The 16,772-nt window shown below is 59.7% G+C and carries 11 protein-coding genes; 2 read left to right on the plus strand and 9 right to left on the minus strand.

The window, feature by feature from the left end:
• The first annotated feature begins 79 nt into the window (after nt 1-79).
• Together ACW5W7_RS10795 and fabA are read left to right on the plus strand one after the other, a co-directional pair.
• Nucleotides 80-2,056: a Lon protease family protein gene (locus ACW5W7_RS10795; protein ID WP_349922272.1), complete on the plus strand. Its 1,977-nt coding sequence runs from the start codon at nt 80-82 to the stop codon at nt 2,054-2,056.
• Nucleotides 2,057-2,133: 77 nt separating this feature from the next.
• Nucleotides 2,134-2,691 (plus strand): 3-hydroxyacyl-[acyl-carrier-protein] dehydratase FabA, encoded by a 558-nt coding sequence (gene fabA, locus ACW5W7_RS10800; RefSeq protein ID WP_349922273.1) that lies wholly within the window; start codon nt 2,134-2,136, stop codon nt 2,689-2,691.
• A 140-nt stretch (nt 2,692-2,831) separates the two neighbouring features.
• Here fabA and rmf read toward each other — a convergent pair whose 3' ends face one another.
• The 9 genes from rmf to ACW5W7_RS10845 all read right to left on the minus strand — a co-directional run bounded on the left by rmf (nt 2,832) and on the right by ACW5W7_RS10845 (nt 16,745).
• A complete protein-coding gene (gene rmf / locus ACW5W7_RS10805; RefSeq protein ID WP_005315693.1) occupies nt 2,832-3,011 on the minus strand; it encodes a ribosome modulation factor in 180 nt (59 codons plus the stop codon).
• 159 nt (nt 3,012-3,170) lie between these two features.
• Nucleotides 3,171-4,829: a DUF3466 family protein gene (locus ACW5W7_RS10810; RefSeq protein ID WP_456501698.1), complete on the minus strand. Its 1,659-nt coding sequence runs from the start codon at nt 4,827-4,829 to the stop codon at nt 3,171-3,173.
• Between the two features lie 8 nt (nt 4,830-4,837).
• A complete protein-coding gene (uup, locus tag ACW5W7_RS10815) occupies nt 4,838-6,748 on the minus strand; it encodes an ATP-binding cassette ATPase Uup (protein ID WP_456501699.1) in 1,911 nt (636 codons plus the stop codon).
• A gap of 65 nt (nt 6,749-6,813) precedes the next feature.
• Nucleotides 6,814-7,047, minus strand: coding sequence for a glutaredoxin family protein (locus ACW5W7_RS10820; protein ID WP_456501700.1), 234 nt, complete (start codon nt 7,045-7,047; stop codon nt 6,814-6,816).
• Complete coding sequence (gene rlmKL, locus ACW5W7_RS10825) at nt 7,047-9,251, minus strand: bifunctional 23S rRNA (guanine(2069)-N(7))-methyltransferase RlmK/23S rRNA (guanine(2445)-N(2))-methyltransferase RlmL (protein WP_456501701.1); 2,205 nt, start codon at nt 9,249-9,251, stop codon at nt 7,047-7,049. The genes ACW5W7_RS10820 and rlmKL overlap by 1 nt, the downstream gene beginning before the upstream one ends.
• Before the next feature lie 364 nt (nt 9,252-9,615).
• Nucleotides 9,616-10,152, minus strand: coding sequence for a cell division protein ZapC (locus tag ACW5W7_RS10830; protein ID WP_456501702.1), 537 nt, complete (start codon nt 10,150-10,152; stop codon nt 9,616-9,618).
• 85 nt (nt 10,153-10,237) lie between these two features.
• Entirely contained in the window at nt 10,238-11,248 is a 1,011-nt protein-coding gene (pyrD, locus tag ACW5W7_RS10835) for a quinone-dependent dihydroorotate dehydrogenase (protein WP_456501703.1), read from the minus strand.
• A 65-nt stretch (nt 11,249-11,313) separates the two neighbouring features.
• Nucleotides 11,314-16,152 carry an NAD-glutamate dehydrogenase gene (locus tag ACW5W7_RS10840; protein WP_456501704.1) on the minus strand — a complete coding sequence of 1,613 codons (4,839 nt, stop codon included), beginning with the start codon at nt 16,150-16,152 and terminating at the stop codon, nt 11,314-11,316.
• A gap of 371 nt (nt 16,153-16,523) precedes the next feature.
• Complete coding sequence (locus tag ACW5W7_RS10845; RefSeq protein WP_434668242.1) at nt 16,524-16,745, minus strand: DUF2835 family protein; 222 nt, start codon at nt 16,743-16,745, stop codon at nt 16,524-16,526.
• Nucleotides 16,746-16,772: the final 27 nt, after the last annotated feature.

Consider the following 16,772-nt stretch of genomic DNA (forward strand, 5'->3'; position numbering starts at 1 on the left):
GTGTTCGGGTATTCTGTTTCCACCCATTGAACTGTGTATAATGGGAACCATTGACCCTATCCCCGACCGGATGTCTTAAGTGGCTGAATTAGCATCAGAACAATTAAAACCCGCTTTCTCGATCGAGCAGTTTCCTGCCCTGAGTGAACTCGAACCCATCCCTTTCGCAGCCCTGCAACCCAGGGCCATTTCGGGCATCAAGAGGCTGGCCAGTTTTGATGGTGACTGCCCGGTCATGCTGCTCAACGGATTTCCCGGCGCGGATTATGAACATGTCTGCCAGACGCTGATCGCCGCCTCCAACGGCAAGGATGGCGATCTGTTCGATCTTTGTTACACCGAAAACCTCAACAACCCGTTCAAGCCTATCTGGCTGCGTCTGCAACCTGGCACCGGGTTCGAGTTCTGCGAGATGGTTGGTGAGCTGCTCAAGCTGATGAGCCATCATCTGGATGCCGAACGATTGGTCACCCGGATCATCCGCAAGCAGGAAAACGACCCCAAGATCGTGGATTTTCTCTCCGATCTGGCGGCCCATGTCGCCCAAGGGCTCGAATTCCAGCATCCGGTGCTCATCAACCTGTTGATCCATCATGAAGAGCAACAGGCGCCGATCGTTTACGGTCGTGATCTGAACTGGGACACCCTGTTTGGTTCCATCAATTACCAGACAGAACAAGGCTCCGTATATGCCAACCAGCACCTGCTGGAGCCAGGCCTGATGCGTGAAGCCAATGGCGGCTATCTCATCTTGCAGCTCGATGAGCTGCTGGATCAGCCCCATCTCTGGTTCAAACTCAAGAACGCCATGTTCAAGGGAGAACTGGACTGGAACGCCTACCAGGAAGGCAAGACTCTGACCCCCTTCTTCACGCCAGAAGCGACCCCTATCCGGTTCAAACTGATCCTGGTGGGAGACCGACTGGAGGTGGCGGAGTTCCAGATGCTGGACAGAGACATGTCGGAGCGCATCTTCCTGCGGGCCGATCTGGTCTCCGAGGTGAACATCGAAGAGGACTTGCCAGCGTTTCTGCAATATCTGGCCTGGCTGCGGGAGCGTTGGGAGCTGCTGGACTTTACGCCGGCCGCCCTCCTAGCTCTGTGCCGTCATGCCAGCCGGTTGTGCGATCATCAGGAGTGGCTCGCCCTGTCAGAAGTGCAGCTCAGTGCCCTCATGCGCATGGCCGACAGCCTGGCACGGGAGATGGAAGCCGACATCGTCACCGACGAGCACATCATGCTCGCGCTGGAGGAGCAGGATTACCGCCTCAACTATCTGGTGGAGCAATCCGATCAGGGGGTCATCGATGGCCAGATCCTGCTGCAGACCGATGGTGAGGAGGTGGGCCAGATCAACGGCCTCTCCGTCATCCAGGTGGCTGGTCATCCCTATGACTTCGGTGAGCCTGTGCGCCTCACTGCCACCGTACACCTGGGGGATGGCGACGTGGCGGACATCGAGCGCAAGGCGGAACTCGCCGGTCATATCCACGCCAAGGCGATGATGATCATCCACGGTTACCTCTCCAACAAGTTTGGTGCAGAGAATCCCTCCCCCCTCTCGGCCAACCTGGTGTTTGAGCAGTCCTACCATGAGATTGACGGTGACAGCGCCTCCCTGACCGGCCTGTGTGCCCTGCTCTCTGCCCTCGCCCGCCAGCCCATCTATCAGCACTTTGCCGTGACCGGCGCCGTCGACCAGTTTGGCAATGTGCAGGCCGTGGGGGGCGTCAACGAGAAGATCGAAGGCTTCTTCCGGGTGTGCAAGATCCACGGCCTCACCGGCAAGCAAGGGATACTGCTGCCCGGCACCAACGCCCAGCAGCTCAACCTGTCCGACGAGGTAATTGCCGCCGTCGAGGCAGGCCAGTTCCACATCCATCCGGTGGATCATGTGGAGGAAGCCATCGAGCTGCTCACCGGCTGCGTGGCGGGCGAGCCTGACATGCCGGATACCCTGTTTGGCCGGATCCAGGAAAGGCTGGATGAACTCAATGGCACTGCACCCAAGAGCGGGCTGCTGCGCAGTCTGTTTGGCCGCCTGTTTGGCTTGTAATAAAGAGATCGGAGTTGTTTAGCGAACAACTGTACGCTAAATTGGCCCGGCTTTGACCCATATGAAGGATAATCAGCGTGACCCTAGATAACGACACCAATCCCAGCCTTTCCCTGTGTGAACAAGGCAAAAACTCGTTTACCCGTGAAGAGCTGCTCGCGTGCAGCCGTGGCGAATTATTTGGTGAAGGTAACAGCCAACTCCCCGCCCCCAACATGCTGATGATGGACCGCATCGTCAAGATCAATGACAACGGCGGTGAGCATGGCAAGGGCGAGATCCTGGCCGAACTCGATATCACGCCGGATCTCTGGTTCTTCGATTGCCATTTCCCGGGTGATCCCGTCATGCCTGGTTGCCTGGGTCTCGATGCCATGTGGCAACTGGTCGGCTTCTTCCTCGGCTGGAAAGGCGGCCCCGGCAAAGGCCGTGCGCTGGGTGTGGGTGAAGTGAAATTCACCGGCCAGATCCTGCCGACGGCCAAGAAAGTCACCTACAAGATCACCTTCAAGCGCGTCATCAACCGCAAGCTGGTGATGGGGATCGCCGATGGCGTAGTCGAAGTGGACGGACGTCCCATCTACAGCGCCACCGACCTGAAAGTGGGCCTGTTCAAGGACACCACCGCCTTCTGATGCGAGTTTGACATCGTGCAAAAAGGGGCCTGCAGGCCCCTTTTCGGTCTCTGCCGCGCTCATCCATCTCTTGATGCGAGCGGCAATGTAAAGGGGCCATCGTGGCCCCTTCCCTGTTTCAATGAGTGATGAAGTATCAATTACTTCATGAAGAGGCCTGAGCCTCGCCCTTCCATGGCATCGCGCCAACCACCAAGCCAATGGCCTCTGGCATCCAGGCATTGATACGGACAGGCTTCTTTTTGTTTGCCGACAACGCCAGCCTGATAACCACGAGCGCGAGCTCTTTCCAGACGGTCCCGTTTCTGTCTCTTCATCATCTACGACCCTCTTCGTGGAACAAAAAAAGCGACCAAGTTTTCACCGGTCGCTTTCATCTTTACCCCAGGGGGGGAGCAGGGTCAAACAAAAAATACCATGCTATTCAGCCCATGTGACACAAGATACTGAACTGCATTAACTTTTAATGGCACCCTTTTTTAGCGCTGATAACGGCGCAGCCAGGTGAATGGCAATGCCAGCAGAGTCAGCCAGAACAGGCTGCCACCACCACCACCGTCACCATCCTGACCGGTCTGGTTGTTGGCCGGGGCATTGCTCACCACGTAGTTGGCGGGGGTGTTGCCCTGGTAATCTTTCACGGTCGGCGCCAGCTTCACTGCAACCACGGTCGCGTTGGTGCGCTTGTTGAGATCATCCTCGCTATCGTAGCGATAGGCGGTGGCGGCGATGGTGCCGTCAGCACTGATGCCACTGGCATAGGCGATGTGATAGAACTTGCCGTTCTGGGCACACTGCTTGTTGCCCGCGTCATCCTGACCACAGATGAGGTCGTTCAGATACCAGCTGTTGTTCGGGGCCGCCGCGTTCAGCAGGAAGGCTTCCTGCATGCGGTTGGTGCCATTGACCACCGGCTGGGTCTGATGGCGGGAGTCGCGCCAGCCAACCACCATGTTGTGATCGTTGATGGCCGAAGCTTCAGAGCCGGAACCGGAGAGCGGATTGTCCTGCATGGGCACCACGGCCGAGGTGGTCGGGGTGTTCAGGTTGAAGAGGAACATCTCCACCGGGCGGTTCTGGCCCTTGTTGATGCGATAGCGCTGGTTGCCAATCACGTAGCCGTTGTCGTTGACCGCCACCGCCCAGCTGTGTTGCAGCTTCGCATCATCTTTGCCCGGTTGACCTTCCGGCAGCGGGATCACCTGAGTGGTGCCCACGGTACCGGCGGCCAGATCCAGGGTCCAGTAGCTGGCCAGGTTGCGGCCATCCAGATCACCGGAGCCATATTCGCCAGTGGAGCTATACCCAACCCCATAGACGGTGCCGTTGTATTTGGCCGCATCCAGGGCTGATGCCGTCTGCAAGACGGAGTCCCGGCCATTGGCATAGCTGGTCGGCTGGATCAGCTTGTCCAGATTGCCTGAGCCGTTGAACAACCAGAAGCTGGCCTGGGTATCGACCCCCGGGCAGTAGCGGTAGTCACCGTACTGATCTTCATTGCCTTCGAAGCAGTAGCGATAGAAATCGCCATTGACCACATGATTCAGACCCGTAGCGGCCGTCCCGGTCACCAGATACTGACCATCCAGATCTTTGATGGCGGTCGGAATGCTGATGCTGTGAGCCAGGCTGCGCGTGCTGGCGGCATCCTTGAGCTCAACGGGGTTGCCATCATTGATGACCGCGTAGGCGGTGCGTACCTTGCCTGCCATCTTGTAGCCGACGCGATCGGAAGGGGTTTCTCCCAGAGCCGTCACCAGACCGTCGGTCTCATTGCTGACCACATAGCCGACGTTGCTGCGCTGATCCGTGTTGGCACGAAAATCGACGCGCCACTGGTAGGCGAAGTTGCCCGTGCTGTTGTCATCCCAGAAGGAGTCACAGACGGAGCTGGACAGCAGGCAGCCCTGCTCAAAGCGGAAGCGATCCACCAGGAAGTCGGCAAACTGGACGGTCGAGAAATACTCGGCCGTGTTGTTCTTGGCATTGATCCCGATGAGCCCGCTGCCATCGGTGCTGATCCCGCTGGCATACCCTTTGTCAGAGACATCGACAATGGTGAAGAAAGAGCCTTGTGCCGCCTGCGCGCTGAGGCTGGCGCCGACCAGTACGGCCAGTATGGATAATTGCTTTTTCATCTACTTCCTTATTCCTGATGTTTCAACGCTTCCAACTCCTCCCAACGGGAGAAGGCATGTTCCAATGCGGACTCTGCCGCATTCAATGCATCCAGTTTGGACTGAGTCTGCTCCGCCGGCAGAGAGAAGAAACCGGGGTGGTTGATCTCCGTCTGCAGGGCATCGAGCTCAGCTTCCAGTTGTTCCAGTCGGGCCGGTAGATTATCCAGCTCCAACTGCAACTTGTAAGAGAGTTTTTTGGCTTTTGTGGCCACGGGGCTCGTCACCACGACAGGCTCTGGCGTCTTGCTCGGCGCCGGCTTGCTGGTCGTTTGCGCGGCTTGCTGCGCCCGGGTCGCCATCATGTCGGCGTAGCCGCCCACATAATCGCTGATCCGCCCGTCCCCTTCAAACAGCCAGCAACCGGTCACCGTGTTGTCGATGAAACGGCGATCGTGACTGACCAGCAGCAGGGTGCCGGGGTAGTCTGTCAGCAACTCCTCCAGCAATTCCAGCGTTTCGACATCCAGATCGTTGGTTGGTTCATCCAAAATCAACAAGTTACTGGGTTTCAAGAACAGCTTGGCCAACAGTAGACGGTTTTTCTCGCCCCCTGACAAGGCCTTGACCGGCGTACGTGCCCGTTTGGGTTCAAACAGGAAGTCCTGCAGGTAGCCGAGGATATGGCGGGAGCGACCGCGGACCATCACCTCCTGCTTGCCCTCCCCCACGTTGTCCACCACGGTCTGCTCGGGATCGAGCTGCTCGCGGTACTGATCAAAATAGGCCACCTCGAGGTTGGTCCCCCCCTTCACCTTGCCACGGCTGGGAGCCAGTTGCCCCAGCAGCAGCTTGATGAGGGTGGACTTGCCGCAACCGTTCGGGCCGACCAGGGCAATCTTGTCACCGCGCAGCACCTGCAAGTCCAGCCCCTGGAACAGGGTGCGATCGCCGAAGTCCAGCCCCAGCCCCTCGGTCTCGAACACCAGCTTGCCGGAGCGATTGACCTCATCGAGCTGCAACTTGGCCTTGCCCTGCAGCTCGCGGCGCTGGGAACGCTCCATGCGCATCGCCTCGAGGGCTCTCACCCGTCCCTCGTTGCGGGTACGTCGGGCCTTGATGCCTTGGCGTACCCACACCTCTTCCTGGGCCAGCTTTCTGTCGAACTCGGCGTTTTTCAGCTCCTCGACTCGCAGCCACTCCTCTTTGCCCTGCAGATACTCGTCATAGTTGCCGGGCCAGGAGGTGATCTCGCCGCGATCCAGATCGATGATCCGGGTCGCCAGCTTGTGGATGAACTCCCGATCGTGGGAGATGAAGACGATGGCGCCACGGAAATCTTTCAGGAAATCTTCCAGCCAGTTGATGGCCTCGATATCCAGGTGGTTGGTCGGCTCGTCCAGGAGCAGCAGATCCGGATCGCAGGCCAGGGCCCGGGCCAGGGCCACCTTGCGCAGCCAGCCGCCGGAGAGGCTGTCGAGGGTCACGTCGGGGTCGAGATTGAGCAGGGTCAGCACCTGGTTGATGCGGGTCTCCAGCTGCCAGCCATTCTGGTAATCGAGCTTCTCTTGCAACTCGCTCATGATGCGGATGTTGGCATCGCTCGGATCATGGGCCAGTTCGAGGGAGATATGGTGATATTGCTTGAGCAGCTCGCCGACCCCGGCCAGCCCTTCTGCGGCATAGTCAAACACCGTCAGTTCGCTGGAAGCGGGAGGATCCTGTTCGAGGCGCGTCACTTTCAGATCTTGCTGCAGCACCAGACGGCCATCATCCAGCGGCAATTCCCCCGCGATCACCTTCATCAGGGTGGATTTGCCCGCCCCGTTGCGACCCACCAGACACAGACGCTCCCCCCGTTCGATGGAGAGCTCCGCCTTGTCCAGCAGCGGGAAGTCACTGAACGACAGACAAGCGTCGTGCAATGTTAATAAAGCCATGAAGTATCCTTGTTAACGGTCAAAGGGCGGAAGAAGGCGCTGCCTTGCCCCACCCTTTCGCTACATTATATTGTCTCGCCCGCAGCCCAGGCGCCGAGATCCGCCAGGGTAAACGGCCAGCCAAGCTCCCGGCCCGCCTCATCGCGCAGCACCGGGATGCGTACCCTGTAGGCGGCGAGCCAGGCATCATCCGCCATGATGTCGCAGCGACGGGTTCGCTCAGCCAGCCCGGCCTGCTCCACCAGCGCCCAGGCCTGTTCGCACAGGTGGCAGCCGTCGGTGTGAAACAGGCTCAGCATCACGCGTCGCTCCCCTCGGGGGCGTGGGTGATGAGCCAGCAGTTGTGGATATGCTGGTTGCGCTCAAAGTCCTTGGGCCGGGTCTTGCCGGTGATGTTCTGCGCCTTGAGACCGACGGCCTCGAGGCCGGCCAGATCCATCTTGAAGTGACGCTTGTTGTTGGAGAACACCAGGGTGCCGTCCGCCGCCAGCAGGCGTTTCAAGTGCTGCATCAACACCAGGTGATCCCGCTGCACGTCGAAGCTCTCGTCCATCCGCTTGGAGTTGGAGAAGGTGGGCGGATCGATGAAGATGAGATCGTACTGGCCATCGGCCTCGGAGAGCCACTTCAGGCAATCCGCCTGCACGAACTTGTGCTGACGGCCCACCAGGGAGTTGAGGCGCATGTTGTCCTCGGCCCAGCTCAGATAGGTGCGCGACATGTCCACCGTGGTGGTCTCGCTCGCGCCGCCTAGGCCTGCGTGCACCGTGGCACTGCCGGTATAGGCGAACAGGTTGAGGAAGCGCTTGCCCTTGGCCATCTGGCCCAGCATGCGGCGGGTCTGACGGTGATCCAGGAACAGGCCGGTATCCAGGTAGTCGTAGAGGTTGACCCACAGACGGGCGCCGTACTCCTGCACCTCCATCCGGTGCTGCTCTTCCCCGAGTTTCTGGTACTGCTGCTTGCCTTCCTGGCGCTCGCGCACTTTCAGGATCACCTTCTCGCCATCCATGCCGGTCACCTTGATGGCGGCCTGCACCATGTCGAGCAGACGCTGGCGGGTCTTCTGGGCGGGAATGTCCTTGGGTGCGGCATATTCCTGCACCACCAGATAATCCTTGTAGCGGTCGATGGCGGCGTTGTATTCCGGCAAGTCGGCGTCATAGAGGCGGTAGCAGTCGAGGTTCTCCTTGCTCGCCCACTTCTCCAGCGCTTTGAGATTCTTGCGAAGACGGTTCGCGAAGTCCTGGGCCACCTCTTTCTGGGAGGCGACGGAATCCAGGGCAATCTGGTAGTTGCGCAGCTGGCACTCCAGCGCCCCGTTGAACAGGCGATACTGCTTGTCGGCCCGCAGGCGCAGGCAGCTCAGCAATTCAGGTGAGGCAGACAGAATGGAGACGCGCCAGCCCTGGAAGCTGCGGCGCAGGGCATCCCCCAGCGCCTGGTGCACTTCCAGCAGCGCCGGGAACTCGCCGAGGCGCTCGCCGTAGGGCGGGTTGGAGATGAGCATGCCCACCGGCGCCGTCGGCTGATCCCCTTGCGCCATGGCATCGCTCGCCTCGATGGCGGCCTTGGGCAGCGGATTCTGCAACTGGGTCACATCGGCCTGCTTGAAGGTGATGAGGTGCGCCACGCCGGCGGCCTTGGCGTTGTCGCGGGCCTTCATCAGCACCCGGGTGTCCGCATCGCAACCAAACAGCTTCACTTCGCAGCGTTGCAGACCGCGCTTGGCGCGCACCTGGGCTTCCATCATCAGGCTCTGCCACAACTCGCCATCGTGCTGCAGCCAGCGATCGAAACCGAAACGCTCGCGGCGCAGGGCCGGCGCCATGTCGGCGGCGATGAAGGCCGCTTCAATCAGCAGGGTGCCGGAGCCGCACATGGGGTCCATCATGGGCTCCCCTGCCCAGCCGCTGCGGGCGATCATGGCGCAGGCCAGGTTCTCTTTGAGCGGAGCCTCACCGGTGCCCTGACGATAGAAGCGCTGGTGCAGGGCCGGGCCGGACAAGTCCAGGGTGATGTTGGCCTTGCCTTTGCCCAGATGCGCCATGATGCGGATGTCCGGGGACTTCTTGTCCACGTCCGGGCGCACATGACCGCGCTTGGTGAAGCGATCGACGATGGCATCCTTGATCTTGAGCGCGCCGTACTGGGTGTTGCGAATGGCCGGGTTGGTACCGGTGAAATCCACGGCGATGGTGGCCGTGCCGGAGAAGTGCTCTTCCCAGGGGATGGTGTGGGCGCCGAGGTAGAGGTCCAGGTCGTCGTTCATCTGGAATTCGGACAGCACCAGCACGATGCGGGAGGCGAAACGGCTCCACAGGCAGGCCTTGTAGCCAATGGCCAGCTCGCCTTTGAAATGCACGCCGGCAACGGTCTCACGGACCTGCTCTGCGCCCAGGGTGGTCAGCTCGTCGGCCAACAGGTTTTCCAGCCCCTTGGGGCAGGTTGCAAAAAATTCTTTCATCACGCTCACGGGGATGCCATAAAAATAGTGCCGCATTATACCTTATCGGCCCGCACTCGGCATCCGAACCTTGGCCTCCACCGGCACATAAAGGGCGCCGCCTCGGCGTCATCTGCCGGGAATAGCGCAATATTGACCTTCTCACCGGCATGGCAGCCTGCAAAGTGGATTGCGCGCAATCGCCCAGCATAACTGATCTGTTTTATGGCTGATGGGCAGTGGAAGGTATGGGGGCGGATGACACAAGGGGCCGATGAAAGGATTGCCCCTCGCCACAAGAGGCGCTCGGCGAAATGCCCGGGCCGTATTGAAAAGAGGCGATAGAAATGCGGGAAATCCCCGCGAGAGCGGATGACCAGTGATTGAATGACGGGTTGTTGAGTGAGCGGCTATTTATTGATCAACCGACCTGGCGATATTGCGCCGCTTGGGTCGCTCTTGCCTGCATGCGATTATTCATCACCTTGATCACCCCGAAGCGGGGCAATATCTTGCTGGTGGTCAAAATTAATTCATCGGTCAGATTCAGACAGACGCTGGCCTGATCGCCCGCCTCGATCACCATGAATTCACCACGGCCATGAGGGGTCTGCATGCACACCAGGGTACCTACTTCCAATGAACAGGGTGATTGCTGTTCATTAAAGAACCAGCTCTGTGGCATCAGTGGTTTATAAAAGCGGCTGACGGCGATGGCATTCAATACCAGCTGAACCTGATGGGGTGTGCTCCAATCGAGTTCAACGATCTTGTCCATCAACTGATAATAGAGGGCGGCATCGTCCACGCAAAAAGGCTGGGTGGTGAAGGAGCAAGGCACCAGTTGCCGCCCCTTATATTCGGTGGCGAATATCATGCGATCGGATAAATCCAGCATCAGACGATCATCCTGAGCGTCATAATGCCATTGCCAATTGTCATTGGGTTGGATGCACATGAGGTTACCCTTACTTAAGCCGTTACTCGACTTTATTCCATGTCGAGAAATTGAGCAACTTTATATAAGGGTAACCGGTTATTTTTTAAATATGGGTCACTATCTCTTTGACCAATGCCGGGCCTTTATAAATAAAGCCACTGTAAATTTGGACCAAGGTGGCACCCGCGGCCAATTTCTCCCGTGCCGCCATGGCACTGTCGATGCCCCCGACGCCGATAATAGGCAGGGCGCCATCCAGCGCCTTGGCCAGCTGGCGGATCACTTCCGTGCTCTTGTGCTGCAGAGGACGACCGCTGAGCCCCCCCGCTTCGGCGGCGTGGGGCATGTCATAAATCATGTCGCGCTCGAGGGTGGTATTGGTGGCAATCACGCCATCGATCCGGTTTTTGATTAAGGACTCGGCCACCTGGTTTATTTCATCGACGCTGAGATCCGGCGCGATTTTAACGGCAAGGGGCACATACTTTTTATATTTGGCGGCGAGCTCCTGCTGACGTGCTTTCAATGCTGCCAGCAACTCATCGAGCGCCTCACCGTATTGCAATTGACGCAAACCCGGGGTGTTGGGCGAGGAAATATTGACCGCGATATAACCGGCGTGATCATAGACCTTGTCCATGCAGATCAGATAATCATCCTTGCCCTGCTCGATGGGAGTGTCTTTGTTCTTGCCGATATTGATGCCGATGACCCCCTGATATTTGGCCTCGCGAACCTTGGCCACCAGATGATCGACCCCCTTGTTGTTGAATCCCATCCGGTTGATGATCCCCTCGGCAGGAATAACCCGGAACAGCCTGGGTTTGTCATTGCCGCTCTGGGGCTTGGGAGTCACTGTACCCACTTCAATAAAGCCGAACCCCATGGCGCCAAATGCATCGATGCACTCCCCGTCTTTATCAAGGCCGGCGGCCAGGCCCACCGGATTGGCAAAATTAAGCCCCATGCAAGTGACGGGGCGTTTGGGCAGGGAGTGGCGGAAGAAACAATCGAGCGGCGTACCGAGAAGGCGGGGCAAATATTTGATGGAGAGATCGTGAGCCTGCTCCGGGTTGAGTTTGAACAGAAAATGCCTGGCGATGGGGTACAGCATGTTTGCTCCTTAAAAAAAGCCCCGGCAACTGGCCGGGGCTTTTGGGGTGATGCCACTGTGTGCGATTAAAGCGTGCGGCAATTCAACTGGAGCAGGTTCAACTCTCGCAAGGCCACCGAGAACTTGGCGAACTCGTGGGTGCTGGAGGTCTTGAAGTCGGCCAACATGTGGGTCCAACGGGACAAGAGTTGCTCATGCTCCGAAATCCAGTTGGCCAGTATGGTAGCGCATTCCCCTTGCTCTTTGCACCCTTCCAGTACCACGGAAGTGAGACTGCGTTGCTGCCAGTCCAGATCCTCGCGGAAGGAGGCCCGTGCCATCGCCTGCCAGTGGTTGCCCACCGGCTGATGGTTGATCTGCTCGAGGAACCAGTGCAGATCCAGCTTGGCGCCGAGGCGATAGTAGACGTTGGCGGCGCGCAGGATGTCCGTCTTGTGCTCCGCGGCGATCTGGGCCAGATCCAGGCTGGAGAAGAGGCTGCTCATGTGCGCCACCTGACGGGCGATGTGCTCCGGCACCTGCTTGGCCACCAGGATGGCGACCGCCTGCTGGTGCTCGGCTACTTCGCTCTCGTCCATCACCTCGTAGAGATGGGTCCCCAAGGTCTCGAAGGCCGGGCGGAAGAAGGCGATGTTCTCGCCGATGCTCCAGCTGCGGTTGCGGGCGCGCAGGAACCAGCGGGTGGCGCGGCGCACGATGCGGCGGCTGTAGAACATCAGCTCGAGCTGGGTGTTGGCATCCACCTGGTTGTCACACCCTTCGATGTCACGCCACAGCCGATCCAGGCCAAACACCTCCCGGGCCATGGCGAAGCAGCAGGCCACTTCCGCCACCGAGGCGCCGGTCTCATCCTTCATCCGGCTGGCGAAGTTCAGCCCCATGTCGTTGACCAGCATGTTGGCCACCCGGGTCGCGATGATCTCGGAGCGCAGCGGATGCTGGGCCAGGGCCGCCCCGAACTGCTGCTGCAACTGGGCCGGGAAGCTGGTCACCAGCATGTTGGCGAGGAAGGGCTCGTCGGTCACCTCGGGGCAGTTGAGCTGCTCTTTCAGTACCATCTTGCCATAGGCCACCAGCACGGCGAGCTCGGGACGGGTCAGCCCCTGGCCCGCAGCCATCCGCTCGGAGAGCTCCTCGTCACTGGGCAGGAACTCGAGGGCGCGATCCAGCTTGCCTTCGCGCTCCAGCCCCTGGATGAAGCGTTGCTGCTCCTTGACCTGCTCGGCGCCGCGGAAGGCGGTGACCGAGATGGACTGGGACTGGCGATAGGCGTTGGTGATGACGATCTGGGCGACGTCGTCGGTCATCTCATAGAGCATCTGGTTGCGCTGCTTGAGGGTCAGATCACCGGCGGCCACCAGCTGATTGAGCAGGATCTTGATGTTCACCTCGTTGTCGGAGCAATCCACCCCGCCCACGTTGTCGGTGAAGTCGGTGTTGATGTGACCGCCCTGGCTCGCGTATTCCACCCGGCCGAGCTGGGTGAAGCCGAGGTTGCCGCCCTCCCCCACGATGCGGGCACGCAGGTTGCGACCGTTGACCCGCAGCACGTCGTTGCTGCGATCCCCCACGTCCGCATCGCTCTCTTTGGCACTCTTCACATAGGTGCCGATGCCGCCGTTCCAGAGCAGGTCCACGTTCAGGCAGATCAGCGCCTTGATGAGCTCGTTCGGCGCCATGCTGGACTTGTCCGTGCCAAGCAGGGTCTGGATTTCCGGGCTCAGCTTGATGGACTTGGCCGAGCGCAGGAAGATGCCGCCCCCCTTGGAGATGAGCTCCTTGTTGTAGTCTTCCCAGCTCGATCCCGGCAGCTCGAACAGGCGCTTGCGCTCGACGAAGCTCTTGGCCGCATTCGGGGTCGGGTCGATGAAGATGTGCATGTGGTTGAAGGCGCCCACCAGCTGGGTATGTTCGGAGAGCAGCATGCCGTTGCCGAACACGTCACCCGCCATGTCGCCGATGCCCACGCAGGTGAAGTCCGTGCTCTGGCAGTTGATGCCGAGCTCACGGAAGTGGCGCTTGACCGACTCCCAGGCGCCGCGGGCGGTGATCCCCATCTTCTTGTGGTCATAGCCGACGGAGCCGCCGGAGGCGAAGGCATCGCCGAGCCAGTGGCCATACTCCTGGCTGATTTCGTTGGCGATGTCGGAGAAGGTGGCGGTGCCCTTGTCGGCCGCGACCACCAGATAGTAGTCATCCTCGTCGTGGCGAACCACGTCACGGGGCGGGATCACCTCACCACCGATGATGTTGTCGGTGACATCCAAGAGGCCGCGGATAAACAGGCGATAGCAGGCCTTGCCCTCTTCCTGGATGACGGCACGGGCCGCGCCCACCGGCATCTGCTTGCAGTAGAAGCCGCCCTTGGCACCGACCGGTACGATGACGGTGTTCTTGACCTGCTGCGCCTTCACCAGACCCAGCACCTCGGTGCGGAAGTCTTCCTTGCGATCGGACCAGCGCAGACCGCCCCGGGCCACCTTGCCCCAGCGCAGATGCACCCCTTCCACCCGCGGCGAGTAGACGAAGATCTCGAACTTGGGCAGCGGCAGCGGCATGTCGGTGATGCTGGCGGGGGCCAGCTTGAAGGAGATGTAGGGCTTGATCTTGCCCGCCTTGTCCTGCTGGTAGTAGTTGGTGCGCAGGGTGGCGTCGATCATCTCCATGTAGCGGCGGATAATGCGATCGTCATCCAGGTTCGCCACCTGATCCAGCTTGGCGGCGAGCTGCTCGCGCAGCTTGTCCTGAGCCTTGGCATCCTGCTTGATGGACGGGTTCAGGCGCAGATCGAACAGGGTGAACAGCAGCTCGGCGATGTCCGGGTAGCGGGTCAGCGTCTCCTCGATGTAGGACTGGCTGAAGGAGACACCGGTCTGGCGCATGTACTTGGCATAGGCTCGCAGCACCGAGACCTGGCGACCGCACAGGCCAGCGCCCAGCACCAGACGGTTGAAGCCGTCATCTTCCAGGGTCTTGTTCCAGATGGCGGCGAAGGCCTGCTGGAAGCGCTCTTGGCTCTGGGCCAGATCGAACGGCTGATCGCCGCGCAGCAGCATGGAGAAGTCCAGGATCCAGAACACCTCCCCCGCCGGGGTACGTACCTGGTAGGGGGTTTCACCGATGACTCTCAGCCCCATGTTTTCCAGCATGGGCAGCACATCGGAGAGGTGGATGGGCTCGGCGCGGTGGAACAGCTTGAGGCGAACCCGGCGATCGTTCTCCTCCTCCTGGGCACGGTAGAACTGCATGCCAAGCGGCGCCTCTTCACTCAGACCGTCGAGGGCCATGATGTCGGCCACCGCGGAGCCCGGCAGCACGTCCTCTTTGTAGGCGCGGGGGAAGGCGGCGCTGAAACGGCGGCGCAGGGCGTTGCCACGGGCTTCCCCGTAGTGGGAGAGCAAGACGGAGTCCAGACGGTCATCCCAGCTGCGGGCGGCTTCAATCAGGTTGTTTTGTACTTCGTTCACATCCACATCCACGTTGTTATTGTTGACCCGCACTATGTAGTGGGTCCGGGCCAGCACGCCTTCGGAGAAGTAGACGTTGAACTCCACCTCGTCGCTGCTGCCAAAATATTTCTGCAGGATCTGCTGGGTCTTGACCCGCAGCGCCGTGTTGTAACGCTCCTTGGTGACATAGACCATGCAGGAGAAGAAGCGGCCATAGACATCCCGGCGTACGAACAGGCGCAGCATGTCGCGCTCCTGCATCTCCAGTACCCCGAGGCCGGTGGCCAGCAGCTCTTCCTCACGGGCCTGAATGAGCTCATCGCGCGGGTAGGTTTCCAGCACGTTCAGCAGCGCCTTGTAGGCGTGGGAGCCGGTCTCGTGGCCGGAGGCGGCCATGATGCGCTCGAGGCGATGGCTGATGAGGGGGATCTGGGTGGCGCTGGTGTTGTAGATGGAGGAAGCATACAGACCGATGAAGCGATCCTCCCCCACGACCTTGCCGTGCTCGTCAAAGCGCTTGATGCCGATGTAATCCACATAGGCCGGGCGGTGCACGCGAGCCTTGCTGTTGGATTTGGTGAGGATCAGCAAATCGGAGCTTAAGGCCGCGTGGCGGGCGCTGGCGGGCATGTTGCCAAGGCGCTGGCCCTCATCCTTGATGGAGTTTTTCATCAGGCCGAGGCTCGACTCCGGCTGGGGCAGGATCTCGTGATCCCCCTCCACCGCACGCACGTCGTAGCGGCGATAGCCCATCAGGGTGAAGTTGTGGGCGGCCACCCACTTGAGGAAAGCGACGCAGGAGTCCACCTCTTCCTTGCTGACCGGGTTCTTGCGCTTTGGCAACTCGTCGATGATCTCGTTCAGGCGCGCCAGCATGGGCTGCCAGTCCCCCACCGCCAGCGCCACTTCGCCAGCCACGGACTTGAGTTCGGCGCAGAGCCCTTCCATCTCTTCTTCACTGGTGAGGTGATCGATCTCGATGAGGAAGGCGGTTTCGACCGACGTCTGCTCGGCGGTGTTGTCCAGGGTCAGGATGGCGCTGATCTTGCCCTCTTCCCCGCGAATGAGGTGCAGCGGCTGGTGCAGCATCATGTGGGCGGTGATGCCGCGACGCTTGAGGGCCATGCGGATGGAGTCCACCAGGAAGGGGGAGTCTTGCAGGATGATTTCGACAATGGTGTGGGGAGACTGCCATCCGTGGCGGGTCAGCTCGGGGTTGTAGACCCGGATATAGGGGTCGGTACCGGTACGCTGGTTGAGCGCATTCCACAGACTCAGGGCCGCGCCGTAGAGATCGCTGTCATTGCGATCATGCAGATCGGTGCTGGCCATGTTGCCGTAGAACTTGGCAACAAAGCGCTCCACCAGAGAGGCACTCTTCTTGGGCAACTTCTGATGGATCAGGCTGAGAACGTTTTCGAGCAGAACTGAGGTAGGGGCGTCTTTCAATGCCATTGCTAGTTTCCTTATCGGACGACATCACAGACACGGCGACATCCACCCTGGATGCCAGCCGGTTCAGAGTTGCTGCGAAGTGTAATGTCTTGGATCAAGGAAGGCGAGCGATGGTGATAACGGGATGTTAAAAACAAGGGGCAGATCACGGCTTGGGTTGTGAAAAATTTTGCCAAGTCGTTCATTTTCAGAAAAACGCACTGGCTGTGAGCCTATTTACCGGATAGATAGTGACTTAAAGCAGATATTTACCCGGAAATATGTTCGTGTTTTGTTAATTTATGCGTTTGGGGGAAGCCGGCAGCGATTTGTGCTGGTTTTACCGCCGATATTGACCATCCCGACTGCCCGGGTCCGGTTCCAAAGCCGGATCAGTTGACTCTCTCTAGCCGCACGAAGCGGTGATCATCCTCGGTGGAGAGTCGAAAACGACCGTGAACCCCGTTGGTGGCGACGAAAGGCCGGATCTTCTCAAGTCCCAGCTCCAGGGTCAGCCCCTGCTCGGTACGCACCACCAGCCTATTGGCATGTCCCTGGTACATCAGCATGATCTCATCCCGGCTGAGGGCGAGGTGAAAGATATAGTGCCGCATGGCATCCTCCTCTGGATTGTCGGGGCC

This window comes from Aeromonas intestinalis, assembly GCF_054052485.1.

Excerpts from the sequence above, each read along its gene's own strand:
- rmf (WP_005315693.1), bottom strand. The coding sequence starts at position 3,011 with ATGATGAAGAGACAGAAACGGGACCGTCTGGAAAGAGCTCGCGCTCGT.
- ACW5W7_RS10810 (WP_456501698.1), bottom strand. The coding sequence starts at position 4,829 with ATGAAAAAGCAATTATCCATACTGGCCGTACTGGTCGGCGCCAGCCTC.
- uup (WP_456501699.1), bottom strand. The coding sequence starts at position 6,748 with ATGGCTTTATTAACATTGCACGACGCTTGTCTGTCGTTCAGTGACTTC.
- ACW5W7_RS10820 (WP_456501700.1), bottom strand. The coding sequence starts at position 7,047 with ATGCTGAGCCTGTTTCACACCGACGGCTGCCACCTGTGCGAACAGGCC.
- rlmKL (WP_456501701.1), bottom strand. The coding sequence starts at position 9,251 with ATGCGGCACTATTTTTATGGCATCCCCGTGAGCGTGATGAAAGAATTT.
- ACW5W7_RS10830 (WP_456501702.1), bottom strand. The coding sequence starts at position 10,152 with ATGTGCATCCAACCCAATGACAATTGGCAATGGCATTATGACGCTCAG.
- pyrD (WP_456501703.1), bottom strand. The coding sequence starts at position 11,248 with ATGCTGTACCCCATCGCCAGGCATTTTCTGTTCAAACTCAACCCGGAG.
- ACW5W7_RS10840 (WP_456501704.1), bottom strand. The coding sequence starts at position 16,152 with ATGGCATTGAAAGACGCCCCTACCTCAGTTCTGCTCGAAAACGTTCTC.
- ACW5W7_RS10845 (WP_434668242.1), bottom strand. The coding sequence starts at position 16,745 with ATGCGGCACTATATCTTTCACCTCGCCCTCAGCCGGGATGAGATCATG.